We start from the raw sequence: 25,317 nt of genomic DNA on the forward strand, positions 1-25,317 counted from the left end.
GCCGCGTCTCACGATTGCTGAGGGGGAGGGCGGCGGAGCCGCCCGGGGGACCACGGAGGGGCGCCATGGCCGACGGGGAGTCAGGCGGGGGCAGTCCGCTGCGCAGGCGGACGGTGCTGCTCGCGGGGGCGGCGGGGCTGGCCACCGCGGGCATCGGCGTCGGCGCCGCCAGCGGGGTCGTCGACCTGGTGACCGCCGGGTCGGCCGAACCGCGGATTCGCACCGAGCGCGTCCACTCCGCCGCGCGGGGCCGCGAGGTCGACCTGGTGACGATCCTGCCGGGCCAGCTCTCCGCCCGGAACCTGCCGGTCTGCCTGTTCCTGCACGGCCTGCGCGGCAGGGCCCGCCAGGCCGCGCCGACCGGCCTGGCGAAGACCCTGGCCAGGGGGGTCGCCGACGGCACCCTCCCGCCGTTCGCCTTCGTCGCCGTCGACGGCGGCGACAACTACTGGCACGAGAACCACGTCGGCGACAATCCGATGGCCATGCTCCTCGACGAGGTCCCCGCCTGGCTGCGCGCCCGCGGCCTCGGCGACGCCACCGGAACCCCGTTCGCGTGCGCCGGGGTGTCGATGGGCGGTTTCGGCGCGCTGCTCTACGCCCGCAGGCGCCAGGAGCGGGCGCAGCCGGTGTCCGCCGTCGCCGCCGTCTCCCCCGGCCTGCTGATGTCCTGGCGCGAGATGAGCACCCGGCGCGCGTTCAAGAGCAACACCGAGTGGGCCGCCCTGGACCCGCTGCGCAACGTGGAGAAGATCGATCGGGCGCCGGTCGGCATCTGGTGCGGCACCGAGGACCACTTCATCGAGGGCGCCCGCAAGTTCATGCGCCTGGCCAAGCCCGAGGTCGCCTACACCGGCCCCGGCGGCCACGGCGACAGCTTCTACCGCAAGGTCGTCCCCGACGTGCTGTCGTTCCTCGGCAAGCACACCCCGACGTCGGCCAAGGCCTGACCGCCCCGGTCCCGGAAAAGCGGAAGGCCCCGGGCGTGGTGCCCGGGGCCTTCCGCGCAGCCGTGCCTCAGGCCGACTTCTCGCGCCGTTCGCGGCGGGAGGGCTGGCGGGAGACGATCGTGGGGTTGACGTTCTCGCGGACCGTCTGCTCGGTGATGACGACCTTCGCCACGTCGGTGCGGCTGGGGATGTCGTACATGACCGACTGGAGGACTTCCTCCATGATGGCGCGCAGACCCCGGGCGCCGGTGCCGCGCAGGATCGCCTGGTCGGCGACCGCCTCCAGCGCGGTGTCGGTGAACTCCAGCTCGACGCCGTCCATCTCGAAGAGCTTCTGGTACTGCTTCACCAGGGCGTTGCGCGGCTCCATCAGGATCTGGACCAGGGAGCGCTTGTCCAGGCTGGTGACGCTGGCCAGGACCGGCAGTCGGCCGATGAACTCGGGGATCAGACCGAACTTGATCAGGTCCTCGGGCATCGTGTCGCCGAAGAAGTCGGCGTTGTCGATGTCGGCCTTGCTGCGGATCTCGGCGCCGAAGCCGAGGCCGCGCTTGCCGACCCGGTCCTGGATGATCTTCTCCAGGCCCGCGAACGCCCCCGCCACGATGAACAGGACGTTCGTGGTGTCGATCTGGATGAACTCCTGGTGCGGGTGCTTGCGGCCACCCTGCGGGGGCACGCTCGCGGTGGTGCCCTCCAGGATCTTGAGCAGCGCCTGCTGCACGCCCTCGCCGGACACGTCGCGGGTGATCGACGGGTTCTCGCTCTTGCGGGCGATCTTGTCGACCTCGTCGATGTAGATGATGCCGGTCTCGGCGCGCTTGACGTCGTAGTCGGCGGCCTGGATCAGCTTGAGCAGGATGTTCTCGACGTCCTCGCCCACGTAGCCCGCCTCGGTCAGCGCCGTGGCGTCGGCGATGGCGAAGGGGACGTTGAGCAGCTTGGCCAGGGTCTGCGCCAGGTAGGTCTTGCCGCAGCCGGTCGGGCCCAACATCAGGATGTTGGACTTGGCCAGCTCGACGGTCTCCTCGCGCGACTCGCGGCCTTCGCGGCCCTCCGGCCGGGCGCGGTCACCGGCCTGGATGCGCTTGTAGTGGTTGTACACCGCCACCGCCAGCGAGCGCTTCGCGTCGTCCTGGCCGATGACGTACTGGTCGAGGAAGTCGTGGATCTCGGCGGGCTTGGGCAGCTCGTCGAGCTTCACGTCGCCTGCCTCGGCCAGCTCCTCCTCGATGATCTCGTTGCAGAGATCGATGCACTCGTCACAGATGTACACGCCGGGACCGGCGATGAGCTTCTTCACCTGCTTCTGGCTCTTCCCGCAGAAAGAGCACTTGAGCAGGTCTCCGCCGTCACCGATACGTGCCATGACCGCTGACCTCTGTCCCCTCCGGCGCACCGGGGAAAGTGCGCCTGGCTGTGTGTCCGGCCGGACCCGGGAACCCGCTCCACGCGCCGGTCGTTCGACGGTGGAGAGGGGCCGTTTCCGGCCGTTGCCTCCGACGGTACCCGCCGACACCCGGTCTGCGGGAGAACCTTGAGACCCGGCGCGGCCGAATCCGGAGGAATCCAGTCCGTCACGGTAACCCGAAAACGGGTCGCGTGTCGGCTTTTTCCCCCGGACGCGGCAACGCGCCGGGGTGCCCGACTAGCCCTGGGCCGAGAGCTTCCGGTACGGGAGCACCTCGTCGATGATGCCGTAGGTCTTGGCCTCGGCGGCGGTGAGGATCTTGTCGCGCTCGATGTCGGTGCGGACCTGGTCCTCGTCCTTGCCCGTGTGCCTGGCCAGGGTGGTCTCCAGCAGCTTGCGCACGCGCTGGATCTCCGCGGCCTGGATCTCGAGGTCCGAGACCTGGCCGTAGACGCCCTCGGTGGCGGGCTGGTGGATGAGCACCCTGGCGTTGGGCAGCGCGAAGCGCTTGCCCGGGGTGCCCGCCGACAGGATGACCGCGGCGGCCGAGGCCGCCTGGCCCAGGCAGAAGGTGGCGATGTCCGGCCGGACGTACTGCATGGTGTCGTAGATGGCCATCAGCGAGGTGAACGAGCCACCCGGGGAGTTGATGTACATCGTGATGTCGCGGTCCGGGTCGGCCGACTCGAGGTAGATGAGCTGGGCCATGACGTCGTTGGCCGACGCGTCGTCGATCTGGACGCCGACGAAGATGACCCGCTCCTCGAAGAGCTTGTTGTACGGGTTCGACTCCTTGACCCCGTAGCTCGTGCGCTCGACGAAGGACGGCAGCACGTACCGGGACTGGGGGAGGTGAAGATCACTCACTGGAGGCTCCTGGGGTTCTCTCGTCCGCGGTCGTCAGTTGCCGTTGGGGGTCTGGGTGGCCCGCTGCACCACGTGGTCGACGAAGCCGTACTCCTTGGCCTCCTCGGCGGTGAACCAGCGGTCGCGGTCGGCGTCGGCGGTGATCCGCTCGATCGTCTGGCCGGTCTGCTCGGCGGTGATGGCGGCCATCTCGTGCTTCCACCGGGCGTAGACCTGCGCGCGGATGGCGATGTCGGAAGCGGTTCCCCCGACGCCCGCGGACGGCTGGTGCATCATGATCCGGGTGTGCGGGAGCGCGTAGCGCTTGCCCGGCGTGCCGGAGGCGAGCAGGAACTGGCCCATGGAGGCGGCCAGGCCCATGCCCCAGGTGGCCACGTCCGGCTCGATGAGCTGCATGGTGTCGTAGATCGCCATGCCCGCGGTCACCGAGCCACCGGGCGAGTTGATGTAGAAGGTGATGTCCCGCTCCGGGTCCTCGGCGCTGAGCAGGAGCAGCTGCGCGGTGATCCGGTTGGCGATGTCGTCGTCGACCTCGGAGCCGAGGAAGACGATGCGCTCACGGAGCAGCCGCTCGTACACCGAGTCGTTCAGGTTGAGCCCCGCGGTGGCGGACCGCATGTGGGGCGAGTGGTGCTGCGTCACGTCTGCCTGCCTTCTCCACAAAGTCTCTTCACAACTAAAACCGATCTCCACGACCGACACTAACGAAGGTGGGCGGCGCCGACTTCCCGACACCGCCCACTTTCGCTCAGAGCGTCACAGACTCTCCGACTGGAACGCGCCCGTTACTTGGCGGGCTCCGGCTCGACCTCGGCCTCGACCACGGCGGGGGTCTCCGCCGACTCGGCGGGCGCCGCCTCGACCGGGCCGAACAGCTCGCTCAGGTCGACGGTCTCGCCCGACTCGTCGGTGACGGTCGCCTGGCGGACCACCGCGGCCAGCGCCTTGCCGCGGCGCACGTCGGCGAAGATCGCGCCGAGCTGGCCGGACTGCTGGGCGCGCTGGACGTACTCGTCCGGGCTGACGCCGAAGCGCTGCGCCTGGTAGACGATGCGCTCGGTCAGCTCCTGGTCGTTGACCTGGACCTGCTCGGCCTCGGCGAGGGCGTCGAGGATGAGCTGCGTGCGGACCGACTTCTCGGCCTCCTCGCGCACCTCGGTGTCGAACTGCTCGCGGGTCTGGTCCTGGGTGGCCAGGAACTCGTTGAGCTTGTCCTGGTCGTGGTCGAAGCTGTGCACCGCGTCGTGCTGGCGCGACTCGATCTCGGACTCGAGGACCTTCTCCGGGATCGGGACCTCGACGGTCTCCAGGAGGGCCTCGAGGATCTTGTCGCGGGCCTGCACGCCCTGCTGCATCTTCTTCACCCGCGACAGCCGCTCGCGCAGGTCGGCGCGCAGCTCCTCGATGGTGTCGAACTCGCTGGCGAGCTGGGCGAAGTCGTCGTCGGCCTCGGGCAGCTCCCGGGTCTTGACCGACTGCACGGTCACCGCGACCTCGGCCTCCTTGCCCGCGAACTCGCCCGCGACCAGGGTGGTGGTGAAGGTCTTGGTCTCCCCGGCGGGGGTCCCGACGAGGGCCTCGTCGATGCCCTCGATCAGCTCGCCGGAGCCGACCTCGTAGGACAGCCCGGAGGTCTTGGCCTCCTCGACGTCCTGGCCGTCGACGGTGGCGGAGAGGTCGATGGAGACGAAGTCCCCGCTCTCCACCGGGCGCTCGACGCCGGTCAGCGTGCCGAAGCGGGCGCGCAGCTCGTCGAGCTGCTCGTCCACCTCGGTGTCGGCCAGGTCGAGGTCGTCGACGGTGACGCTGAAGTCGCCGTAGGCGGGGATGGTGATGTCCGGGCGGACGTCGACCTCGGCGGTGAAGGCGAGGTGGTCGCCGTCCTCGAGCTTGGTGACCTCGATGTCGGGCTGCCCGAGGGTCTTCACCTCACCGGCGGTCACGGCCTCCATGTACTTGGCCGGGATCGCCTCGTTCACGACCTCGTCGAGGATCGGCGCGCGGCCGATCCGGGACTCGATGACCCGGGCGGGGGCCTTGCCCGGCCGGAACCCGGGGATGCGGACCTGGCCTGCGAGCTTGCGGTATGCGCGGTCGAAGTTCGGCTTGAGCTCGTCGAACGGCACCTCGACGTTGATCCGTACCCGCGTCGGGCTCAGCTGCTCGACGGTGCTCTTCAACGTGATCTCCTCGTGCGGCTGTCAGGGGGCGTACCCGGCGACTCGGCCGGGGTCAGCCCCCGAGTCTAGGCGAGCACGCGCAGGTGGGGAGCCGGGGGTGCGCACGTGGAAAACGGCCGGTCCACGACCGGCCGTTTCAGCGGAGCGGGCGACGGGAATCGAACCCGCGTAGCTAGTTTGGAAGACTAGGGCTCTACCATTGAGCTACGCCCGCGTGCGCAGCGCTGTCGAGCGCTGCGTGGGCAACAGTAGCGGGTGGCGCTAGGCTCTGTGCGAAGTACCCCGGGCTGTGGCGCAGCTTGGTAGCGCATCCGCTTTGGGAGCGGAGGGTCGCAGGTTCAAATCCTGTCAGCCCGACAAAGGGGCATCCACGCTGGTGGGTGCCCCTTTTCGCGCCCCGCGCCCGCGGAGCGGAGCCGAAACAGCGCTCCACGACCCTCCGCTTGGTCAGGCACGCCGCCTGCGCCCACCCCGCCGGGGCCGGGGAAGTCCTCGCCGCGCTCCGGCACCCCGGCAGCCACTCCCGCTCCGGGGGCACAGGTTCCACACCACCCGGGTGCGACCCCGCCGGAATGGCCGCGGCCCACCTCGACAACAGCGCGTCGGCGACCGGCAGGTCATTCCGGGAAGAAATCGGGACTTCACCCAGCAGTGCACCGAATGGACACCGAGTGGTCACACGACGGGCCGGGCAGTCGGAGCCGCGATCAGCTCGCCGTGCTTGCAGGAGGACCAATCGGCGCACACCCGTTCGGATCAGTCGCGAATTAATCCACGCCGGGCGGATTGCCACTCCGCGCAATGGGAACATGCGCGTTTCGAGTACACACAGGACAATTCCGGAACCGATTCCGGGCCTTCCCCGGCCCGGCGATCCGCCGACGCGGGCTTCACGCATGGCGACGGAGGATCACTCGAACGGCCTAGTTTCCGAGGCCATGCGTCGGGAATTCCCCTGACAGCGAAAGGTCATGGAGAAAATTTTCGGTGCTGGTCCCACACCAGATCGGGGCCGGTGCGCAATTCATCAGCTTTTCGTCCGCTGACGGTTCGACGGGTAGCCAACCGGTGATTCTTCCCTGCTGATGCGGGCATTTCCCGCGGTCGGCGCTCCCGACTCGACCACCTTTTTCTTTCCCGCTGGGATACGACGCGACCGGGGTGCCCATCCCCGGCCCACCACTTTTGCTTCGCATCGATTGAGGAGTGCGCAATGACGCTGGCTTCCCGCGATCGCACGGACCTCCCCGAAGGGGCCATGCTGCTCGACTGCACGATCCGCGACGGTTCCTACGCGGTCGACTTCCAGTTCGAGGACGACTTCGCCGTCGAGCTGCTCGCCGGGCTGGGCGAGACCTCCGTACCGCTGGTGGAGATCGGGCACGGGCTCGGCCTGGAAGCGGAGCGGGCGGGGGTGCGGGCGTGCTCGATCGCCGACGAGCGGTGGTGCGAGATCGCCGGGTCGACCCTGGGGGACAAGCAGTGGGGGATGTTCGCGCAGCCCTCGTTCACCCGGGGGTCCAGCATCGCCGCGATGTGCGACCGGGGCATGTCCTTCGTCCGGGTCGGCATGGAGGCCGAGAAGGTGGCCGACAACCTCGGCTACCTCGACGAGGTGGCCGACGCCTGCCCGCGGGTCTACCTGAACCTGATGAAGACCAGCGACACCGCGCTCGACCGGCTGCTGCCGATGCTCGAAGGCGTCCGCGACGACCTGGCCGGTGTGTACGTGGTCGACTCGCACGGCACCATGCTGCCCGCCGACGTGCGGGCCTACGTCAGCGCCGTCGCGCGGCACTTCGACACCGTCGGCTTCCACGGGCACAACAACCTGGGCATGGCCAACGTCAACAGCATCACCGCGCTGCAATCCGGGGCGCTGATCGCCGACGGCACGCTCAACGGCATCGGCCGCGGCGCGGGCAACGCCGAGCTGGAGTCGCTGGCGGGCATCATCGCCAAGACCGACCGCGACCGCTTCGGCTACCGGCAGCTCGCGCGGCTGGCGGAGTTCTGCCGGGCCAACATGCGCGTGGTGCCCGAGGACCGCACCATGCAGGTCTTCGGCGGCGTGATCGGCATCCACTCCGGCTACTTCCCGCTGGTCAGCGAGCTGTCGGAGAAGACGGCCACCGACCCGGCCGTGCTGATGGAGACCGCGGCCGGGCTGACCGACCACAGCCCCACCAAGGACCACTTCCACCGGGCCGCCGCCCTGCTCGCCCACCGCGCCGCCGCCTGACGCGCCCACCCCGACCAGCGAAGGAGGACAACGATCGTGAGGCTCACCAAGTCCGGGGCAGGCGGCGTCCTGGTGCGGCACGACGACCAGTGGTACCCGGTGGACCGGGTCGACGGGTTCGCGGGCACCTCCCGCGCCTGCGACCTGCTCATCGGGGACCGGCCCGCGCGGCTGGCGGGCGCGCTCGACCGGGCGGTCGGGTCGCTGCGGCCGGTCCCGGTGGACCTGGCCGGGGCGCCGACGGTCGCCGACGGCGGGGCGGACATCTGGGGCGCGGGCCTGAACTACCGCAAGCACTCCCAGGACCTGGAGGCCGCGCAGCCCACGTCCGGGCCGGGGTCCTACCTGCGGCCCAACGGGTGCCTGATCGACAACGGCGCGCACATCGAGCTGCCCACCCGCTCCGAGCGCATCACCGCGGAGGCCGAGCTGGGGCTGGTGCTCGGCACCGGGGCCAAGGACGTGCGGCGCGAGGACTGGCGGTCGGTCGTGGCCGCGGTGACCACCGTGCTGGACATGACGGCCGAGGACGTCATCCGGGAGAACCCGCGCCACATCCCCTGGGCCAAGGGCTTCGACACCTTCTGCAGCATCGGGCCGGTGCTGGTGACCGTGGACGAGTTCACCGACGCCGACCTCGCCGGGCTGCGGGTGTCGACCGTCCGCAACGGCGAGACCATCGCCTCGGCCACCCCCGCGGACATGATGTACGACATCGGGTTCCTGGTGGAGTACTTCTCGGCGGGGCGGACCCTGCGGCCGGGCACCGTGATCTGCACGGGGACCCCCGGCGCCGCCGTCATCCGGACCGGCGACCTCGTCGAGGCCGTTGTGGACGGCGTCGGCGCCCTGTCGCACCCGGTCAAGTAGCGGCGACCGGGGAGTCGGGAACCATGCGACACCAGGGAAAGCGCGCCCTCGTGCTGTGCGGGACGCGCGGCATCGGCGCCGGGGTCGCGCTCAGCCTCGCGCGCCGCGGTGCGGCGGTCACGGTGTCCGGTCGCGACGCGGACCGCGCCGCGGCCGCCGCGGCCGGGCTGCCCGGGACCGGGCACGGGTCCTTCGCCTGCGACTTCGCCGACCCCGCCGGGGTCGCCGCGGCCGCCGCGGCGGCGGGTCCGTTCGACATCGTGCTGCTCAACACGCCAGGGCACCCGCCGGGCCCGGTGGACGAGCTGTCCGCCGACGGGCTGCGGTCGGCGTTCGAAACGATGCTGCTGCCGGTGCGGGGCGTCGTGGACGCGGTCCTGCCCGGGATGCGGCGCAACCGGTGGGGGCGGCTGATCGCCATCACCTCCAGCTCGGTGGACGTGCCGATCCCCGGCCTGGCCGGGTCCACCGTGGTCCGCTCGGCGGTGCGCTCCTACCTCAAGCTGCTGGCCGAGAGCGCCGGGCCGGACGGCGTCACGGTCAACCACGTGATCCCCGGGAAGGTCGACACCGATCGGTTGCGGTCGGCCGACGCCGCGGCGGCCCGACGGGCGGGCACCAGTGCCGACGCCGTGCGGGCCGCCACCCTGGCCGAGATCCCGGTCGGCCGCTACGGAACCCCGGACGACGTCGGCGAACTGGTGTCCTTCCTGGCCGGTGACGCCGCCGCCTACATCACCGGCACCGGCATCCGCTGCGACGGCGGATACGTGCGGGCGTTCTGACCCGTTCCCGAACCCCACCCCCACCGCCACGGAAAGTGAGCTGAGACCGTGCTGAGCCGAGACCTGCCCATCGTGGACCGCATCGACCTGGTCGTGCGGGAGCACCCGGACGCCGACGCCCTGGCCACCCCCGAGCGCACCCTCACCTACCGGGAGTTCGGGAAGTACGTGGAGGAGTTCGCCCTCGAACTCGAGCGGCGCACCGCGCCGGGTGAGTTCGTCGGGATCGAGGCCGACCGCCGGGCGGGCTCGATCGTGGCCATGATCGGCGCGCTGCGCGCCGGGCGCCCCTTCGTCTTCCTCGACCCCCGCGACAGCGAGGCGTCGAACTCGGCCAAGGCGGGCCTGCTGGGCGTGCGGCTGCTCGCCCGCTGCCTGCCCGGGCAGCAGGACCCGGACCTGGTGCCCGCCCGGTGGGCGACGGCGGCGGGCCACTCCCCCGCCGGGCTCGACGAGGTCAGGTCCGAACTGGCCTACGCCATCCACACCTCCGGTTCCACCGGTGAACCCAAGTGCGTGCTGGTGCGCGCCGCCGCGCTGGTCCCGGTGGTCCACGACCACGTCGAGCGGCTGGAGGTGGGCCCGGGCTGCCGCACGCTGCAGTTCGCCCGGCTCACCTTCGACGGCTGCGTCACCGAGATCCTGTGGACGCTGACCTCCGGTGCCTGCCTGGTCGTGGTGGACGAGTCGCTGCTGACCCCCGGCCCGGTGCTGGGCGGCACCCTGGAGCGCTTCGGCATCACCCACGTCAAGACCACCCCGTTCGCGCTGACCGCCACCGAACCCGGCCCCGGCACGGCGCTGCGGCACGTGCTCAACGGCGGCGGGGCGTGCAGGCCATCGGTGGTGCGCCGGTGGTCCGCGGTGGCCGCCTTCCACAACGCCTACGGCACGACCGAGACCACGATCTGCAACCTGCTCAGCGACCCGCTGGACCCGGGGAGCTGCGCGTCGGAGGTGCCGCTGGGCGAGCGGGTCGGCGACTGCGGGCTGCGCGTCGACGGTGAGGGCGGTCGCGGGGAGCTGGTGGTGACCGGGAACAGCGTCGCCGTCGGCTACCTCGCCGAGGACGGCGTCCGGCCCTTCGGCGACGAGTACCGCACCGGTGACGTCGTGGAGGAGCGCGAGGACGGGCTGCACTTCGTCGAGCGGGTCGACCGGCAGGTCAAGGTGCGCGGCTACCGGGTGGACCCCGGCGAGGTGGAGAACGCGGTGTGCGGGCTGACCGGTGTCCTGGACGCGGTGGTCGTGGCCGAGGCGCACGACGGTGGCGACGCCGCCGCCGACGCCCTGGTCTGCTACTTCCGGGGCGGGGTGAGCCCCCGGGCGCTGCGCGAGCACCTGGAGTCCACCCTGGACCCGTACAAGGTGCCCTCGGTGCTCACCCGCGTCGAGGAGTTCCCGCACACCCCCAACGGCAAGGTCGACCGCGACGCGCTGCGCGCCGACCGCCGGGCGGGGGCGGGCGGCGGGTCCGGCGGCGACCCCGTGCTGGAGCTGGTGCACGGGCTGACCGGCATCGACGACGTCACGCTGGACGACAACTTCTTCGACGTCGGCGGCGACTCGGCCTCGGCGGTCGTGCTGGTGACCAGGCTCAAGGAGCTGGGCTGGGTGGACGTGGGGGTGCGCGACGTGCTGCGCGCGGACACCCTGCGCGACCTGTCCGAGCGGCTGCCCGAGCGGAGCGTGTAGCCGTGTGCGGCATCTGCGGCACCTTCGCTCCCGGCGGCGACCCCGACCGGACCCTCAGCGCCACCATGGTCCGCCGCATCACCCACCGCGGCCCGGACGAGGTCTACTCGCTCAACACCCCCTCGGTGTCGATGAAGCTGGCCCGGCTGGGCATGACCGGCCTGGTGCACGGCTGGCAGCCCGCCGAGGACCGCTCCGGCCGGTTCGTGGCCATGACCAACGGCGAGATCTACAACGCCGCGCGGCTGCGGCGCGAGCTGGGCGGCGACGACTGGGCCAACACCGTCGACGTCGCCGTCGTGCCGGAACTGGTGGCGCGGTACGGCGTGGCCGGGTTGGCCAGGATCGACGGGCAGTTCGCCACCGCCGTGCTCGACCGGGCCGAGAACGCGCTCTACCTGGCCAGGGACCGGTTCGGGGTGTGCCCGCTGCACTACACCGGCGTGGGCGGGCAGGTGCACTTCTGCTCGGAGATCAAGGCGCTGGTGACCACCGTGCCCGGTCCGTGGCGGGTCGACCACACCGCGGTGGACCAGTACCTGTCGCTGGGCAACGTCGTCGCGCCGCGCACCCTGGTGCGCGACGTGCACGCCGTCCCGCTGGGCTGCGCGGTCCGGTTCGACGCCGACGGCCAGGACACGATCCGCTACTGGCGCTACGGCGAGTTCACCGCGGGGGAGGACGTGCCCGCCGAGGAGCTGCGCGAGCGCGTGCGGACCGCGGTCGGCGACCGCCTCACCGCGGACGTGGAGATCGGCGCCTACCTCAGCGGCGGGTTCGACTCCTCCACCATCGTGGTGGAAGCCGCGCGGCTGCTGGAGAAGCCGCCCAAGACCTTCTCGGTGGTCTTCGACGACGCCGCGCTCGACGAGGGCCGCTTCCAGCGGGTGATCGCCGAGGCGGCGGGCAGCGAGCACCACCAGGTGCGGTGCACCGCCGCGGACGTGGCGGGCGAGTTCGAGGCGATGGTGCGGCACTGCTGCCACCCGCAGCGCGAGACCTACAACGTCGCCGCGCTGATGCTCTCCAGGGAGGTCGGCTTCGCCGGGGTCAAGGGCGTGGTGTCCGGGGAGGGCGCCGACGAGCTGTTCTTCGGCTACGACTCCTACGTCTTCGACGCCGCCCGCCGCAAGCCGCCCACCGCCCGCGAGGAGAACGCCTCGGCGTGGGGCAGGGCCGACTTCGGCTGGGAGGTCGACTGGGCGCGGCTGGCCGCGCGCAAGGAGGCCTGCCTGGCCCCGGAGGCGGCGGAGGCGGTGGCGGGCCGGGAGTTCTGGCGCGACCGCCTGGTTCCGCTCACCGACGCCGAGGCCGCCGCGCTGACCCCGATGCAACTGCGGTCGGTGGCCGACGTGCACGTCCAGCTCGCCGGGCACCTGCTCGGCGACCACGGCGACTCGATGCTCATGGCCAACTCCATCGAGGGCCGCTACCCGTTCCTGGGCAACGGCGTGGTGGACGCGGCGCTGCGCGTGGCCGACGAGCGCAAGGTCGCCGACTTCGAGGGCAAGGCCTGCCTGAAGGAGGCCTACGGGGGGCTGCTGCCCGAGTCGGTGCTGCACCGGGCCAAGCAGGGCTTCACCGCCCACGGCCTGACCGCCGTGGCCGACGGGCCGACGCTGGCCAGGTGGCGCGACCTGGTGGCGGCCAGCGGGCTGTTCCGGCCCGACGCCCTCGACGCCCTGGGCGGGCTCGCCGCGCGACGGCCCGACAAGTGGGACGTGCGGCTCAGCGTGATCAGCATCAGCACCGTCGTCGACGAACTGGGGTTGCTGCCATGACCGGGCGGATGGGCACGGGGTGGGACGCGGTGATCGGCGACGACCGGTGGCGGTCGTCGGAGGTGCTGTGGGTCGAGGGCGGCACCGAGCACTCCTGGCGGCGGGTCGACGAACTCGCCGCCGGGGTCGAGGCCGCCGTCCGCGCCGCCCCGGGGACCGTGGTGGTGCTGGTGCGGGCGGCGAGCAGGCTGGGCGCGTTCGCGGGCCAGCTCGGCGCGTGGCGGGCGGGCCGGGTGGTCGCGGTCGACGACGGCCTCGGCCCCGCCGAGCTGGCCAGGGTTCGCCCCGACCTGGTGCTCTCGGTGCCGGTGGACGGGCCGCCCGAGGTCGTCGAGGTGGCGGCGGGCGGGCTGCCCGCCGACCGGCTGCCCCCCGAGGTGGTGGCGGTCAACTTCACCTCCGGCAGCACCGGCGCCCGCAAGGCCGTCGCGGTCACCCGGGACAACCTGGCCGCGCTGTTCGGCTGCCGCGGTCTCGACGTCCCGGTCGAGGGCAGGCTGGTGGCCGCCAACTTCGCCTCCCCCGCCTACGACGGCTGGTGGTTCGACACGTGGAAGACCGCCGCCGTGGGCGGGGTGGTGGTCTGCCTGCCGAAGGTGACCGACGACGTGTTCGCCTGGCCGGAACTGGTCGAGCGGTACGGCGTGCACCGGGTGCTGCTGCCCGCGGCCGTCGTGGCGACCCTGGTCCAGTCGCTGCCCGAGTGCGTCGAGGACATCCCGTGGGTGTTCAGCGGCGGCGAGCGGTTCCGCGTCGCCACCGTCCGGCAGGCCCGGGACGCCGGTCTGACCACCCGCTTCGTCAACCTGTACGGGCCCACGGAGGCGACCTTCGCCACGCACGGGCACGTGCTGCCCGCCGACCCCGCCGAGCTGACCGAGATCCCGATCGGGACCCCGCTCGACGGTTGCGCGCAGCGGTTGGAACAGCGCGACAACGGCACCGAACTGGTGGTCAGCGGCCCGGTGGTGTGCCTGGGCTACCTCGACCACGGGCGGGTGGCCGACCGCTTCCCCACCGAGGGCGGGCACGCGGTCTACCGCACCGGGGACCTGGTGCGCCCCGACGCCGACGGCGCGCTGGTCTTCGTCGCCCGGCTGGACAGCCAGGTCAAGGTCAACGGCGTGCGGGTGGACACCGCCGCGCTGGAGACCGAGGTGACCGCGCTGCCCGGGGCGGCCGACTGCCGGGTCGTGCAGGACGGGGCGGACACCGTCGCCTTCGTCCGCGTCGGCGGGCCGGGGACCTCGCCCACCGAGGTCGAGCCGGTCGTCAAGCGCTTCTCCCCCGCGATCGCGGTGGAGCTGCTCGACGGCTTTCCCGTCAAGGACGGCGGGAAGGTCGACGCCAGGGCACTCATGGAGCTGTACCGCACGAGGACAAGGACCGGAGAGCATGTCTGACATCACCACGAAAATGATCATCGACTGCGTGCGCGAGGTCGCCAGGCGCGACGTCTCGGGCGACACCGACATCTTCACCGCGGGCGTGGACTCCCTCGCCGTGCTGCGCTGCCGCGCCCTGCTGAAGAAGTGGACCGGGGTCAAGGTGCCCGGCCACGTGTTCTTCGGCGGGCGCACCCCCGAGGGGATCGTCGACCTGATCGGAGCCGACAATGCTGGTCGTTGAGGACAGCCCGCTCTACTCCGCGGAGTTCTTCGCCACGGGCGACCCCTGGTCGTACCTGGCGCGGCTGCGCCGGGAGGCCCCGGTGTCGCTGCACCGGCGGGCCGACGGGTACGAGTTCTACGCCCTGACCAAGCACGCCGACGTCCACGCCGCCTACGTCGACCACACCCGGCTCAGCTCCGCCTACGGCACCATGGTCGACGGCTCCTACCTGCCGCGCAAGGACTCCGCCTCCGGCCGGATGCTCATCGTCGCCGACCAACCCGAGCACGCGGCCATCAAGAAGCCGGTCAAGGCGGGCGGCTTCAACCGCACCATGCTCGCCCGCATCGGCGACACGGTCCGCCGCAACATCCGCACCGCGCTGGACGGGTTGGCCGTCGGCGACCGGGTCGACTTCAGCCGGGTGGTGGCCCCCGCGCTGCCGATGGGCGTGCTGGAGGTGCTCTTCGGCATCGGGGCCACCGACGCCGGGCACCTGCTGGAGCGGACCCGCACGATGATCGGCTACCGGGACGCGGCCTACGTCGGCGGCTCCTCGCTGGACTCCCTGGTCGACGCGCAACTGGAGGTGCTCGACTTCATCGAGGAGCTGATCGACGACCGGATCGCCTCCGGGGCCGACGACGACATGATCGGCATGCTCGCCCAGTTGGTGGCCTCCGGGGCGATGTCGCGCGACGTGGCCCTGCTCAACGGGCTCAACGTCGCCGTCGGCGGCAACGAGACCACCCCGCACACCGCGAGCCTCGTCGTCACCACCATCGACGCCGAGCGCGACCAGTGGCGCGAGGTGGTCGACGGCCGGGTCGGCGCGGACGTGGCGACCCAGGAGTTCCTGCGCTGGACCTCCACCAACAGCTACGTGCAGCGGCTGTCGGTCGCCGACTTCGAGGTGGGCGGGCAGGTCATCCCGGAGGGCAGCTTCGTGACCCTGTGGAACATGTCCGCCAACCGCGACGAGGACGTCTTCGAGCGGCCCGACGAGTTCGTGGTGGACCGCCAGGACAACAAGCAGATCGCCTTCGGCGCGGGCATGCACCGCTGCATCGGCGCACCGGTGGCCACCCTGGAGGTCCAGACCTTCGTCGAGGAGCTGGCCGAGTGGGACAGGGCCTTCGAGGTGGTGGCACCGCCGCGCAGGCTGCACTCGAACTTCATGCTCGGCCTCACCGAGCTGCAGGTCGAGGTGGTCAAGGCGAAGGCACTGGTCGCGTGAGCGGGTCCGCAGGCGCGGCGCCCCTGATCGCCTCCTTCCCCGCGGCGGGGGCGGGCAGCACCAGCCTGGCCTGGCTGACCCCGATCGCCGCCGCGCGCGGGGCCGAGCACCTGCCGCTGGCCACCCCGTCGAGCACCGCCGAGTTCCACTCGGGACGGTGGCTCGACGCGGTGGTGGACGCGGTCGGGGGCGCCGCCGGGCGGACCGGTGCCGACAGCGTGGTCCTGGTCGGGCACAGCATGGGCGGTCTCGCCGCGCTGCTGGCCGCCCGCGCCCTGCGCGCGGACTTCCCCGTCGGCGTCCTGGGGATCAACCCGCCCTGCCCGGACGCGGAGGGGCGCATCCCCACGATGTCGGGGTCCGACGACGCCGAGATCGCGCGCGTCCTCGGCGGGGACGGCTTCCCGCCCGAGCTGCTCGACGACGAGGAACTGCTCGCCGAGGTCGCCGACGGGGTCCGCGCGGACGCCGGGGTCGCCGACGAACTGGCCGTGCGGGTCGCCGGGATGGGTGACGTGGGCCCGCTGTGCGTGCTGGCCACGCGCGGGGACGCGTTCATCGGCGTCCGGCACTGCCTGCGGTGGCGGGAGCGCTCCCCCGGTGGTCTGGACCTCATCGAGGCGGACGGTTCGCACATGCTGACCGGGACCCCCGGCCATATCCTCGAGCGCGCAGTGGACTCGGTGGTCGCCTCGGTGCGAAGGGATGTCGCGTGGAGAAGCTGAAGCAGTCGATGGGCGGGTTCGTGGGGACCTTCGTCGCCCTGTCGACCATCCTGGGCAGCGGGATGATGATCCTGCCCGGCATGAGCTACCACCGGCTCGACACCGCGGCCTGGCAACCGTGGGCGCTCGCCGCGCTCTCGGTGGTCCCCCTGCTGTACTGCTACGCCTGGCTCGGCCGCCGCCACCCCGCCGCGTCCGGGGTCGCCCACTACGCCGAGGTGGCGCTGGGCAAGCCGGTGGGGCGCACCTCGGGCATGCTGGCGGCCCTCGCGCTGGTCACCGGCATCCCGGCCACCGCCATCACCGGCGGGTTCTACCTGGCGGAGTTCTCCGGGATCGGGGTGCTGGCGTGGGTGTTCCCGCTGCTGGTCCTGGTCGGCGCCACCTTCGTCGCCGCGGCGGGGGCGTCGTTCTCCGGCAGGTTGCAGGTGGGCCTGATCCTCGCGCTGTTCGCGCTGATCCTGGCGACGGCGGTGGCGGCCATCGGGGAGCACGGGCCGCGCCCGCCCGCGCTGGAGGTGCCCGGGATCGGCGCGCTCGGCTCGGTCCTCACGGCGGTGTACGTGGCGTTCACCGGGTGGGAGACCGTCGCCTTCACCTTCGAGGAGCACAAGCGGTCCGACCTGATCCCGCGCATCTTCGCCGCGTCCTACGTGATCGTGATCGCCCTGTACGGGCTGCTGCTGCTGGGCCTGTTCGCGGCCGTGGACCCCGGCGAGGACGCCCTGGAGTCCGCCCCGCTGCTCGTCCTCGCTGACCGCGCCTTCGGCGACCTGGGCCGCCCGGCGGCGGCGGTGCTGGTGGTCGCGTGCATCACCGCCAACGTGTGCGCGTCCGTCCTCGCCCTGTCGCGGCTGGTCTTCGGCATGGCGCGCAGCGGTTTCCTGCCCGCCGCGCTGAGCAGGGTCCGCGCGCACGACCGCAACCCGATCACGGCGGTGGTGGCCGTGGGGTGCGTCCTCACCGTGATCGCGGTGCTGGGCGCCATGGACCTGTTCCCCTTCGAGTTCCTGTTCATCCTCTCCGGCGGCGTCTACTTCGTCCTCTACGGCGTCGGCGCGGCGGCGTTCACCCGCCTGGCCTCCGGTCCGTCCCGCGTCGCCGTCGGCGCCGTGTGCGCGGTGGTGGTGGTCGGCGTGACGGTGATCGCGGGACCGTCGATGTGGTTGAGCTGGGCGGTTTTCGCGGTGACCCTCTTGGTCGTCGTCCTCGTCGCCCGCTTCTCCCGCCGAGCCGCGGTCGCCACCCCCGCCGCCGACGACACCACCCCCGCACTCCACGAAACCACCAGGGAGAAGACATGAGCCGCACCCCGCCGCGCTACGCCCTGTTCCCCGGGGCGGGTTCCTTCGGCGGCGAGTTCGCCCCCCTCACCGACACGCTGGGCCGCCGGGAAACCCGCCTGATCAAGTACCCGGGCCGCTTCGGCAGCAGCTTCGGCGAACACCCCGACACCCTCGACGAGGTGATCGAGTCCGCCACCGACCAGGCCGCGGCGCTGCCCGCCCCGGTCCTGGTCGCCCACAGCTACGGCGCCTACGTCGCCCACGCCGTCGCCTGCAACCTCACCGAGCGGGGAACACCGCCCGCCACGCTGATCGTCACCGGCGCCTCGGCCCCCGAGCTCCTGTCGGTGCCCCCCGTCGCCAGTCCGGCGGAGGTGGCCACCTACCTCGACGACACCGACCCGACCGCGCTGGCCACCGCGCCCTCACCGGATTGGCGGGAGGTGGTCATCGAGACGACGGCCAACGACCTGCGCCTCCTGCGCGGGCTCACGCCGCCCGCGACCGCGCTGACGTGCCCCGTCTCGGCGATCCGGGGCAGCCGGGACGGGTTGACCACCGACGAGTCCATCGCGTTGTGGTCGAACGCCACGAACGGCTCGTTCACCACGCACACGGTGCCCGGCGGGCACTCGGCTCCGTTGCGCTCCACCGAGTTCCCGCCGTGGGTGACCGCCCGCTGCGCCTGAGCGGGAACCCGGCCGTCGCGGGCGGAGATCGCCGCGTCGCCGCCGAGCGGCGGATCGTCGGGCGGGGCCGTCGCTGGTGGCGTCTTTTCGCACCGGGAGGACCTGGTGTTCACCTGCGCTTCGGCGGGAAGATCGACCGCGCGGGTATCACTGGGCACATGACCGTGATGGAGAACGCCCTGGCGACCGCCGTGTTGGTGGTCGACGACGCCGGGTTGGTGCTGATGGTGGACCGCGGCGGGCGGCTGGAGCTGCCGACCGGGGCCGCGCGGACCGGGGAGACCGTCGTCGCGGCGGCGGCGCGGGCGGTGCTGGCGCAGACCGGGGTGGTGGTGGCGGGGGCGTCGCTGGTGGGGTTGGACAGCGCGGGTGAGTTCGCGGTGGTGCTGCGGGCGCGGCCGGTGGACGGGGACCTCGCCGCCGGGGCCGAGTGGGTGGAGCCGGAGCGGCTCGGGGAACTCGCGCTGGCGCCGGGCGTGCGGGAGCGGGTGGAGCGCGGGCTCGACGAAGCCGGACTGCCGTACCTGCGGTAGCGGCGGACGCCACCCCGCTCGCAGGGACGGTTCAACCCGGGCCCGCCTGGAGCGTCACCGGGCGTCAGCGCGGGGGTGTGGCCGCTACGATGCGCAGACCCGGCAGACCACCGAGGTCAACATGTCGGTGCAGTCGGCGTCGACCACCAGCACCGTCGGCTGGCCCACCAAGCGCGGTTTCCTGGACGAGCCCCAGGACACCAGCACTCTGCTCAGCGACTTGCCACAGCCGAACATGGGTGTCTGTCACTGGGCTGCCTGCCGGGAGGTGCTGGACGAGTGACGGTTTTCGCGGACATGTCCGCATACGGTCATGCCGAGCTGACGAGGCCGTGGAAGGCGGCGGTCAACGTCGGCTGGCTCGGGCCCGACGCGGAGATCGGCGGGCCGGTGGACGCGGAGTTCGCCGCAGCCCTGCTGCGGGTGGTGTTCCACCACAAGGTCAACCTGACCCGAGGTCGACACCGCTGCCCGTTCTGCCGGGCGCGGAGCGTGGTCGCGGACCCCGTGCCCGGGTTGCCCGGCGAGCGGTTGCACATGGGCAGCGCCGAGGCGCACTTCGCCGGGCCGGACGGGACGGTGTACGCGGTACCCACTCTGATCGGGCACTACGTGGCCGAGCACGGGTACCGACCACCTCGACGATTCGTGGAGGCCGTCCACTGGGTGGACGCGCGGGACGGGTGATCCCCGAGTGGCCCCGGCCCACCGGCCGGGGCCACTCGGGGATTCGCTGAGAGGTCATCCGCGGTTGGGATTGGCGTTCGCCCATGCGGGTACTTCTGGGCCCATGACGATGATCGGGAGTGGACTCGTCGCGACCGTGCTGGTCGTGGACGGGGCCGGGTCGGTGTTGGTGGTCGCCCGGAACGGGTCGCTCGAACTGCCCTCCGGGGTGGTTCGGGTCGGGGAGGCCGTGGTCGAGGCTGCCGCCCGGGTGGTGGCCGAGCAGACCGGGGTCGCTGTCGGGGACGTGGAGGTGGAGGGGCTCGACGGGGAGGAGGAGTTCTCCGTGCTGTTGCGGGCCAGACCGGCTGGTGGGGATGTGGCCGGTGGGGGTCGCTGGGTCGCGGTCGGCGAACCTGGCGGCGAGGTGGCCGGGGTGCGGGTCCGGCGCTGGGGCGTCTGACTGGCAGTCACCGCAGTGCGCGAGTTCGCGGACGGGCGGCGCCGACGGCTGTCCGCGGCTGGTCAGGGATGCTTGCGTGGGCGGGCCTCGAACCATTCCGCGTGAAGGGCCGGGTGCCGGGCCGTCAGCGCGGGGGCGTGGCCGCGTACTCGAGTTGCAGGACCGGGCGGGTGTCGCCGAAGTCGTGCTCGCGGAAGAGACCGGTCTCGGCGAAGCCCTCCTTCGCGTAGAAGCGGCGGGCCCGGTTGGCGCCCGCCAGGGTCCACAGGCGGACGCGGCGGCAGTCGGCCACCGCGTCCCACACCCCGTCCATCAGGGCGCGGGAGACGCCGGTGCCCCACACGGACGGGTGGGCGTAGCAGGCGCGCAGTTCGGCGTCGGCGGGCTTGTCCGGGTAGGGGCCGAACCAGGCGAAGGCCACGACGCTGTCGCCGCGCTCGGCGACGAGGAGGGTGTCGGCGGCGAACTCGGGGGTGGCCATCCTGGTCGACCAGCGGACCCGGCGCTCGGCGACGAACCTGGCCAGCCACTCCGGTTCGAACAGGTCCCGGTAGGCCTGGTGCCACGCCTCGGCGTGCACCTCGCCCACGGCGGCGGCGTCCTCGGCGGTGGCCTCGCGGACCAGCACCGGCGGGGCCATGTTCACCCGAGGGGTCCCGGCGACCGTCGCTGCATCCGCGAACCCTATCGGTCGGCGGTCCGCCGCGGAACGGATTGGTCCGAGAACGGCTGGTCCCGGGAACCCTGGGCGCGCCGGTGCGTTGTCCAGTGCGAGGGGTTTTCCCGGCACGGGGAGGAAACATGGGCACCGTCCTGCTGGTCATCGTGGTCCTGGCGGTCGTGGCCATCGGCGCGGTGGCCATGCGCAACAGCGGTGCGGCCAAGCAGCGCAGGCTCGACGACGCGAAGGCGGAGGCACGCCGCTGGGTGGAGCGGTTGGGTGGGCAGGTGGTCAACCTGACCGGCACCGACGAGGCGTCCCGGCAGGCGCTCGCCGACGCGTCCGAGCGCTACACCGCGGCCGGGTCGCAGATGGAGCAGGCGACCACGGCCGAGCAGTGCCGACTGGTCACCAAGACGGCGATGGAGGGCCTGTACTACGTGCGGGCCGCGCGCACGGCCATGGGCATCGACCCCGGGCCGGAGCTGCCCGCCGACCCCGAGCAGCGGGCCGCGGGCCGGGTCGAGCAGGACCGGCGGGTGAGCGTGGAGGGCCACGACTACGAGGCCTCCCCGCAGCCGGGGCGCAACACCCCGCACTACTACCCGGGTGGCCGGGTGGCGGGCCGACCGGTGCCGCAGGGCTGGTACAGCGAACCGTGGTGGAAGCCCGCGCTGGTGGCGGGTGCCTGGGGCATGGGTTCGGTGCTGCTGTTCAGCGCCATGTTCTCCGGCATGGCGGGCATCCCCGACGCCCAGGCGTGGGAGTCCGGCTACGACGCGGGCCAGGCCGACGCGGCGGCCGCCGACCAGGGCGACGCGGGCGGCGAGGGCGACTGGGGCGGCAGCGACTCCGGTGGCGACTGGGGCGGCGGCGACATGGGCGGTTTCGACTTCTGAACCCGCGCGCGGCGGACCGGGCACCGATCGGGGGCCCGGTCCGCCCGCTGTCCGGGGTGGACTACTCGGGTTGGCAGGTGGGGCACCAGTAGTTGTTGCGACCCGCCAGCACTTCCCCGCGCACCTCGGTGCCGCAGACCAGGCACGGCAGGCCGGTGCGGCGGTAGACGTAGACCTCGCCGCCGTGGCGGTCCCGGCGGGGCGCCCGGCCCATGGCCCGGGGCAGGTGCTCGTCGCGGACGGTGTCGATGCGGCCGCGGCGGACACCGGTCCGCATCAGGACGACCAGGTCCGCCCACATGTCGTCCCAGCAGGCCCGGTCCAGGGACCTGCCGGGCAGCAGCGGGTGGACGCCGTGCCGGAAGAGGACCTCGGCGCGGTAGATGTTGCCCACACCCGCCAGGACCGACTGGTCCATCAGCAGGACGCCGATCGAGGTGCGCGAGCGCGAGACGCGCGACCACGCCGGGTCCGGGTCGGCGTCGCGGCGCAGCGGGTCGGGACCCAGGCGGGCGTGCAGCGCCTCGACCCCGGCGGCGGTGAGGACCTCGCACCGGGTGGGACCGCGCAGGTCGGTCCAGTGCGTCGGGCCGACCAGCCGCATCCTGACCTGGCCCACGGGCGCGGTCGTGGGGAGTTCGTGCTCGGCGAACGACCCGTAGAGCCCGAGGTGCACGTGCACGACCAGGTCGGTTTCGTACACGTGCAACAGGTGCTTGCCGTGCGCCTCGGCCCGGCGGAGCACCCGGCCGTCCACAAGGGACGCGTCGGCGGCGAACCGGCCCTGCGGGCTGGACACGGCCACCGGGTGCCCGGCGTAGCGCCGCTGGTGCAGCCGGGCGAGGCGGTGGAGCGCGTGCCCCTCCGGCATCAGGCGGGCAGGGCGGGCGGCGTGCCGGTGCGCTCGTACTCGGCCAGCAGCCCGATGCGGCGGGCGTGCCGCTCGTCGGCGGAGAACGGGGTGGCCAGGAACGCCTCGACGATCGCGGTGGCGTCCTCGGTGCTGTGCATCCGCGCGCCGACGCCGATGACCTGGGCGTCGTTGTGCTCGCGGCACAGCCGCGCGGTCTCGGTGCTCCAGGCCAGGGCGGCGCGGCAGCCGGGGACCTTGTTGGCCGCGATCTGCTCGCCGTTGCCGGACCCGCCGATCACCACACCGAGGCTGCCCCCGTCACCGACGACCCGGCGGGCGGTCTCCACGCAGAACGGCGGGTAGTCGTCCTGGGCGTCGTAGGCGTGCGGACCGACGTCGACGACGTCGTGGCCCGCCGCGGCGAGGTGGTTGACGAGGTGGGCCTTGAGTTCGAAGCCCGCGTGGTCCGATCCGAGGTAGACGCGCACGTCGGCGAGTCTGCCATCCCGTCGGGCAACACCGGACAGGAGGGTTGCGGCGGGAGAGTGGGCGCAGTGATGCGGCCGGACCGGTCGGTGGTGCGGCGTGCCGCCGACGATGCGGCGAAGGTGTGATCGCGGCGCTGGGCGGCGAGCCGGACCCGGCAACCGGGCGGCCGACGCGGATCGTGGTGTAGACCGGTGCGGTGACCTGGCTGGAACTCGCCGACGGGGTGTTCGCCCGCCGCCACGCCGACCTCGACCTGACCCTGGGCCTGGTCCTGGGCACCGAGCGCTGCCTGCTGGTCGACACCGGGACCGACGCCGGGCACGGCGCCGAGTTCGCCGAGGCCGTGCGGGAGCTGACCGCGCTGCCGTGGTCGGCGGTGATCACCCACGGGCACTGGGACCACCACCTGGGCACGTCCGCGTTCGGCCCGCTGCCGGTGTGGGCGCACCCGGCGGCCGCGGCGGAGATCGCGCACGGCACGGCCGCGCAGGTGGCCGAGTGGTCGGCGCGGGAGCCGTTCCGGGCGGAGCGGCTGGCCCGGTCACCGGTGGTCGTGCCGGACCGCGAGGTGCTCGACCGGGTGGGGTTGGACCTGGGTGGCCGGGTGGTCGAGCTGCGGCACCTCGGTCCCGGGCACACCCCGGGCGACGTGGTGGTGCGGGTGCCGGACGCGGGGGTGCTGTTCGCCGGTGACCTGGTCGAGCAGGGCGCTCCCCCGGCGGTGGGCCCGGACGCGGACGTGGCGTCCTGGGTGGGGGTGCTGGGCCGCCTCGGAGCCGCCGACGTCGTGGTCCCCGGGCACGGGAACCCGGTCGACCGGGCCTTCGTCGAGGCCCAGCGCGCCGAGCTGGCCGCCCGGCGCTGACCCCGGGCAGCGGGAGGCCCCCGGCGGACCGGGGGCCTCCCTCGGACCTCAGCGCTGGATGGACTTGACCTCGGTGAACTCCTCCAGCCCGAACTTGCCCAGCTCGCGGCCGTTGCCCGACTGCCGGTAGCCGCCGAACGGGGCGGCCGGGTTGTAGGCGCCGCCGTTGATGTCGACCTGGCCGGTGCGCAGCCTGCGGGCCACCCGCAGGGCGCGGTCGTCGTCCCCGGCGAACACGGCGCCCGCGAGGCCGTAGATGGTGGAGTTGGCGATCTCGACCGCCTCGTCCTCGTCGGCGTAGGGCAGGATCGACAGGACCGGGCCGAAGATCTCCTCCTGGGCGATCTTCATGTCCGAGCGCACCCCGGCGAACACCGTCGGCGGGACGAACGCGCCGGTGCCGGGCAGGCCGTCGGTGGTGCCGCCGTGGGCGAGGGTCGCGCCCTCGGCCACCCCGTCGGCGATGTAGCCCAGGACCCGGTCGCGCTGGGCGAGGGAGGCCATCGGGCCGATGCGGGTGGCGGCCTCGGTGGGGTCGCCGACGGTGTACTTGGCCGCGTTGGCGACGGCGAGTTCGACGACCTGGTCGTGCAGGGCGGCCGGGACGACCCACCGGGTCCAGGCCGAGCAGGTCTGGCCGCCGTTGATGAAGGTGTTGCCCAGGCCGATCTTCACGGCCCGCTCCAGGTCGGCGTCGTCGAGGATCACGTTGGCGGACTTGCCGCCCAGCTCCAGCGCGACCCGCTTGACCGTGCCCGCGGCGTTGACCGACACCAGCTTGCCCGCGGCGGTGGACCCGGTGAACGACACCATGTCCACGTCCGGGTGCCCGGAGATGGCGTCGCCGACGACCGGACCGGTGCCGTGCACCAGGTTGACCACGCCGTCGGGGATGCCCGCCTCGGCCAGGACCTCCAGGAAGACGTTGGCGTTGAGCGGGGCGACCTCGCTGGGCTTGAGCACCACCGTGTTGCCCGCGACCAGCGCCGGGGCCACCTTCGCCACGATCTGGTGCAGCGGGTAGTTCCACGGGGTGATGGCGCCGACGACACCGACCGGCTCGCGCACGACCAGCGAGTTGCCGACCTCCTCGGTGAAGTCGTAGCCGCCGTCGAGGACCAGCTTCGCCACCGCGGACGACGTCGCCGCGGGCAGGCTCGCCTGCACCTTCGCCGCGAAGGAGATCGGTGCGCCCATCTCGGCGGTGATGGTCGCGGCCAGCTCGTCGCGGCGGGCCGCGATGCCCTGGGCGACCCGCAGCACGGCCGCGGCGCGCTCCTTCGGGTCGCGCACCGACCAGCCCGCGAACGCGGCGCGGGCGGCGCGCACGGCGGCGTCCACGTCGGCCGGGGTGCCCGCCGGGACCGAGGCGATGACCTCCTCGGTGGCCGGGTTCACCACGTCGATGCGGTCACCGGCCCCCTCGACCAGCGAACCACCGATGACGTGGCCGGTGCGCGCGGTGACCGGAGCAGCCATTGATCCATCCTCCAAGAGTGGTGGGAGCCGTGCCCCAACGATGGCACAGCGGAAACGACCCGACCACGGCATCCCGGGTC

General features: G+C 72.6%; 25 protein-coding genes and 2 tRNA genes. 18 read left to right on the forward strand and 9 right to left on the reverse strand.

Translation table 11 applies throughout. The features are described from left to right. The first annotated feature begins 65 nt into the window (after positions 1 to 65). Positions 66 to 950 (forward strand): alpha/beta hydrolase, encoded by an 885-nt coding sequence (locus tag DFQ13_RS25475; protein ID WP_035282427.1) that lies wholly within the window; start codon positions 66 to 68, stop codon positions 948 to 950. A gap of 67 nt (positions 951 to 1,017) precedes the next feature. Here DFQ13_RS25475 and clpX read toward each other — a convergent pair whose 3' ends face one another. The 5 genes from clpX to DFQ13_RS25500 all read right to left on the reverse strand — a co-directional run bounded on the left by clpX (position 1,018) and on the right by DFQ13_RS25500 (position 5,622). Further along, a complete protein-coding gene (gene clpX / locus DFQ13_RS25480; RefSeq protein WP_035282428.1) occupies positions 1,018 to 2,319 on the reverse strand; it encodes an ATP-dependent Clp protease ATP-binding subunit ClpX in 1,302 nt (433 codons plus the stop codon). Between the two features lie 279 nt (positions 2,320 to 2,598). After that, complete coding sequence (locus tag DFQ13_RS25485; RefSeq protein ID WP_035282431.1) at positions 2,599 to 3,228, reverse strand: ATP-dependent Clp protease proteolytic subunit; 630 nt, start codon at positions 3,226 to 3,228, stop codon at positions 2,599 to 2,601. A 33-nt stretch (positions 3,229 to 3,261) separates the two neighbouring features. Beyond that, a complete protein-coding gene (locus tag DFQ13_RS25490) occupies positions 3,262 to 3,870 on the reverse strand; it encodes an ATP-dependent Clp protease proteolytic subunit (RefSeq protein WP_084175542.1) in 609 nt (202 codons plus the stop codon). Positions 3,871 to 4,013: 143 nt separating this feature from the next. Then, positions 4,014 to 5,408, reverse strand: a complete 1,395-nt coding sequence (gene tig, locus DFQ13_RS25495; RefSeq protein WP_035282433.1) for a trigger factor — start codon at positions 5,406 to 5,408, stop codon at positions 4,014 to 4,016. A gap of 143 nt (positions 5,409 to 5,551) precedes the next feature. Next, a tRNA-Gly gene (locus DFQ13_RS25500) sits at positions 5,552 to 5,622 on the reverse strand. Between the two features lie 69 nt (positions 5,623 to 5,691). On the opposite strand from DFQ13_RS25500, the gene DFQ13_RS25505 reads away from it, so the two are divergent. The 15 genes from DFQ13_RS25505 to DFQ13_RS25580 all read left to right on the forward strand — a co-directional run bounded on the left by DFQ13_RS25505 (position 5,692) and on the right by DFQ13_RS25580 (position 19,991). Then, positions 5,692 to 5,765: transfer RNA gene (locus DFQ13_RS25505), tRNA-Pro, on the forward strand. Positions 5,766 to 6,621: 856 nt separating this feature from the next. Then, complete coding sequence (locus DFQ13_RS25510) at positions 6,622 to 7,650, forward strand: beta/alpha barrel domain-containing protein (RefSeq protein ID WP_233438577.1); 1,029 nt, start codon at positions 6,622 to 6,624, stop codon at positions 7,648 to 7,650. Positions 7,651 to 7,686: 36 nt separating this feature from the next. After that, positions 7,687 to 8,520, forward strand: a complete 834-nt coding sequence (locus tag DFQ13_RS25515; RefSeq protein WP_110081629.1) for a fumarylacetoacetate hydrolase family protein — start codon at positions 7,687 to 7,689, stop codon at positions 8,518 to 8,520. 23 nt (positions 8,521 to 8,543) lie between these two features. Beyond that, positions 8,544 to 9,305 (forward strand): SDR family oxidoreductase, encoded by a 762-nt coding sequence (locus DFQ13_RS25520; protein WP_110081630.1) that lies wholly within the window; start codon positions 8,544 to 8,546, stop codon positions 9,303 to 9,305. 48 nt (positions 9,306 to 9,353) lie between these two features. Beyond that, a complete protein-coding gene (locus tag DFQ13_RS25525; RefSeq protein WP_233427563.1) occupies positions 9,354 to 11,000 on the forward strand; it encodes a non-ribosomal peptide synthetase in 1,647 nt (548 codons plus the stop codon). Positions 11,001 to 11,002: 2 nt separating this feature from the next. After that, positions 11,003 to 12,781, forward strand: coding sequence for an asparagine synthase (glutamine-hydrolyzing) (gene asnB / locus DFQ13_RS25530; RefSeq protein WP_110081631.1), 1,779 nt, complete (start codon positions 11,003 to 11,005; stop codon positions 12,779 to 12,781). Beyond that, on the forward strand, positions 12,778 to 14,184 hold the full coding sequence (locus DFQ13_RS25535; protein WP_110081632.1) for an AMP-binding protein: 1,407 nt from the start codon (positions 12,778 to 12,780) through the stop codon (positions 14,182 to 14,184). The genes asnB and DFQ13_RS25535 overlap by 4 nt, the downstream gene beginning before the upstream one ends. After that, entirely contained in the window at positions 14,177 to 14,410 is a 234-nt protein-coding gene (locus DFQ13_RS25540) for an acyl carrier protein (RefSeq protein WP_084175543.1), read from the forward strand. Before DFQ13_RS25535 ends, DFQ13_RS25540 begins: the two co-directional genes overlap by 8 nt. Continuing rightward, complete coding sequence (locus DFQ13_RS25545; protein WP_110081633.1) at positions 14,397 to 15,629, forward strand: cytochrome P450; 1,233 nt, start codon at positions 14,397 to 14,399, stop codon at positions 15,627 to 15,629. The genes DFQ13_RS25540 and DFQ13_RS25545 overlap by 14 nt, the downstream gene beginning before the upstream one ends. Continuing rightward, the gene (locus DFQ13_RS34100; protein ID WP_110081634.1) at positions 15,626 to 16,354 is read left to right on the forward strand and encodes an alpha/beta fold hydrolase; all 729 of its coding nucleotides are present in this window, start codon (positions 15,626 to 15,628) and stop codon (positions 16,352 to 16,354) included. Before DFQ13_RS25545 ends, DFQ13_RS34100 begins: the two co-directional genes overlap by 4 nt. Beyond that, positions 16,342 to 17,658 carry an APC family permease gene (locus DFQ13_RS25555; RefSeq protein ID WP_110081635.1) on the forward strand — a complete coding sequence of 439 codons (1,317 nt, stop codon included), beginning with the start codon at positions 16,342 to 16,344 and terminating at the stop codon, positions 17,656 to 17,658. The genes DFQ13_RS34100 and DFQ13_RS25555 overlap by 13 nt, the downstream gene beginning before the upstream one ends. Then, on the forward strand, positions 17,655 to 18,329 hold the full coding sequence (locus tag DFQ13_RS25560) for a thioesterase II family protein (protein ID WP_110081636.1): 675 nt from the start codon (positions 17,655 to 17,657) through the stop codon (positions 18,327 to 18,329). The genes DFQ13_RS25555 and DFQ13_RS25560 overlap by 4 nt, the downstream gene beginning before the upstream one ends. A 158-nt stretch (positions 18,330 to 18,487) precedes the next feature. Next, positions 18,488 to 18,862, forward strand: a complete 375-nt coding sequence (locus tag DFQ13_RS34105) for an NUDIX hydrolase (protein WP_181400148.1) — start codon at positions 18,488 to 18,490, stop codon at positions 18,860 to 18,862. Positions 18,863 to 19,141: 279 nt separating this feature from the next. After that, positions 19,142 to 19,549: a DUF7919 family protein gene (locus DFQ13_RS25575; protein WP_110081638.1), complete on the forward strand. Its 408-nt coding sequence runs from the start codon at positions 19,142 to 19,144 to the stop codon at positions 19,547 to 19,549. A gap of 103 nt (positions 19,550 to 19,652) precedes the next feature. Next, positions 19,653 to 19,991 (forward strand): NUDIX domain-containing protein, encoded by a 339-nt coding sequence (locus tag DFQ13_RS25580; protein WP_110081639.1) that lies wholly within the window; start codon positions 19,653 to 19,655, stop codon positions 19,989 to 19,991. A gap of 124 nt (positions 19,992 to 20,115) precedes the next feature. On the opposite strand, the gene DFQ13_RS25585 is transcribed toward DFQ13_RS25580, so the two are convergent. After that, entirely contained in the window at positions 20,116 to 20,631 is a 516-nt protein-coding gene (locus tag DFQ13_RS25585; protein WP_110081640.1) for a GNAT family N-acetyltransferase, read from the reverse strand. Positions 20,632 to 20,792: 161 nt separating this feature from the next. Here DFQ13_RS25585 and DFQ13_RS25590 point away from each other — a divergent pair, with 161 nt between their 5' ends. Beyond that, a complete protein-coding gene (locus DFQ13_RS25590; RefSeq protein WP_110081641.1) occupies positions 20,793 to 21,551 on the forward strand; it encodes a hypothetical protein in 759 nt (252 codons plus the stop codon). A 61-nt stretch (positions 21,552 to 21,612) separates the two neighbouring features. On the opposite strand, the gene DFQ13_RS25595 is transcribed toward DFQ13_RS25590, so the two are convergent. Next, positions 21,613 to 22,422, reverse strand: coding sequence for an Fpg/Nei family DNA glycosylase (locus DFQ13_RS25595; RefSeq protein WP_110081642.1), 810 nt, complete (start codon positions 22,420 to 22,422; stop codon positions 21,613 to 21,615). Next, the gene (locus DFQ13_RS25600) at positions 22,422 to 22,892 is read right to left on the reverse strand and encodes a ribose-5-phosphate isomerase (protein WP_110081643.1); all 471 of its coding nucleotides are present in this window, start codon (positions 22,890 to 22,892) and stop codon (positions 22,422 to 22,424) included. Before DFQ13_RS25600 ends, DFQ13_RS25595 begins: the two co-directional genes overlap by 1 nt. Positions 22,893 to 23,089: 197 nt before the next feature. On the opposite strand from DFQ13_RS25600, the gene DFQ13_RS25605 reads away from it, so the two are divergent. Then, a complete protein-coding gene (locus DFQ13_RS25605) occupies positions 23,090 to 23,758 on the forward strand; it encodes an MBL fold metallo-hydrolase (protein WP_110081644.1) in 669 nt (222 codons plus the stop codon). 48 nt (positions 23,759 to 23,806) lie between these two features. Here the strand turns inward: DFQ13_RS25605 and DFQ13_RS25610 are convergent, their stop codons facing one another. Beyond that, positions 23,807 to 25,237, reverse strand: coding sequence for an aldehyde dehydrogenase family protein (locus DFQ13_RS25610; RefSeq protein WP_035282467.1), 1,431 nt, complete (start codon positions 25,235 to 25,237; stop codon positions 23,807 to 23,809). Positions 25,238 to 25,317: the final 80 nt, after the last annotated feature.

Origin of the sequence: Actinokineospora spheciospongiae (genome assembly GCF_003182415.1) — a bacterium.
GTDB classification, from domain to species: domain Bacteria; phylum Actinomycetota; class Actinomycetes; order Mycobacteriales; family Pseudonocardiaceae; genus Actinokineospora; species Actinokineospora spheciospongiae.

Excerpts from the sequence above, each read along its gene's own strand:
- DFQ13_RS25540 (WP_084175543.1), top strand. The coding sequence starts at position 14,177 with ATGTCTGACATCACCACGAAAATGATCATCGACTGCGTGCGCGAGGTC.
- DFQ13_RS25560 (WP_110081636.1), top strand. The coding sequence starts at position 17,655 with ATGAGCCGCACCCCGCCGCGCTACGCCCTGTTCCCCGGGGCGGGTTCC.
- DFQ13_RS25610 (WP_035282467.1), bottom strand. The coding sequence starts at position 25,237 with ATGGCTGCTCCGGTCACCGCGCGCACCGGCCACGTCATCGGTGGTTCG.
- clpX (WP_035282428.1), bottom strand. The coding sequence starts at position 2,319 with ATGGCACGTATCGGTGACGGCGGAGACCTGCTCAAGTGCTCTTTCTGC.
- DFQ13_RS25585 (WP_110081640.1), bottom strand. The coding sequence starts at position 20,631 with ATGGCCCCGCCGGTGCTGGTCCGCGAGGCCACCGCCGAGGACGCCGCC.
- DFQ13_RS34105 (WP_181400148.1), top strand. The coding sequence starts at position 18,488 with ATGACCGTGATGGAGAACGCCCTGGCGACCGCCGTGTTGGTGGTCGAC.
- DFQ13_RS25475 (WP_035282427.1), top strand. The coding sequence starts at position 66 with ATGGCCGACGGGGAGTCAGGCGGGGGCAGTCCGCTGCGCAGGCGGACG.
- DFQ13_RS25580 (WP_110081639.1), top strand. The coding sequence starts at position 19,653 with ATGACGATGATCGGGAGTGGACTCGTCGCGACCGTGCTGGTCGTGGAC.
- DFQ13_RS25590 (WP_110081641.1), top strand. The coding sequence starts at position 20,793 with ATGGGCACCGTCCTGCTGGTCATCGTGGTCCTGGCGGTCGTGGCCATC.
- DFQ13_RS25510 (WP_233438577.1), top strand. The coding sequence starts at position 6,622 with ATGACGCTGGCTTCCCGCGATCGCACGGACCTCCCCGAAGGGGCCATG.
- DFQ13_RS25520 (WP_110081630.1), top strand. The coding sequence starts at position 8,544 with ATGCGACACCAGGGAAAGCGCGCCCTCGTGCTGTGCGGGACGCGCGGC.
- DFQ13_RS25545 (WP_110081633.1), top strand. The coding sequence starts at position 14,397 with ATGCTGGTCGTTGAGGACAGCCCGCTCTACTCCGCGGAGTTCTTCGCC.
- DFQ13_RS25595 (WP_110081642.1), bottom strand. The coding sequence starts at position 22,422 with ATGCCGGAGGGGCACGCGCTCCACCGCCTCGCCCGGCTGCACCAGCGG.
- DFQ13_RS25535 (WP_110081632.1), top strand. The coding sequence starts at position 12,778 with ATGACCGGGCGGATGGGCACGGGGTGGGACGCGGTGATCGGCGACGAC.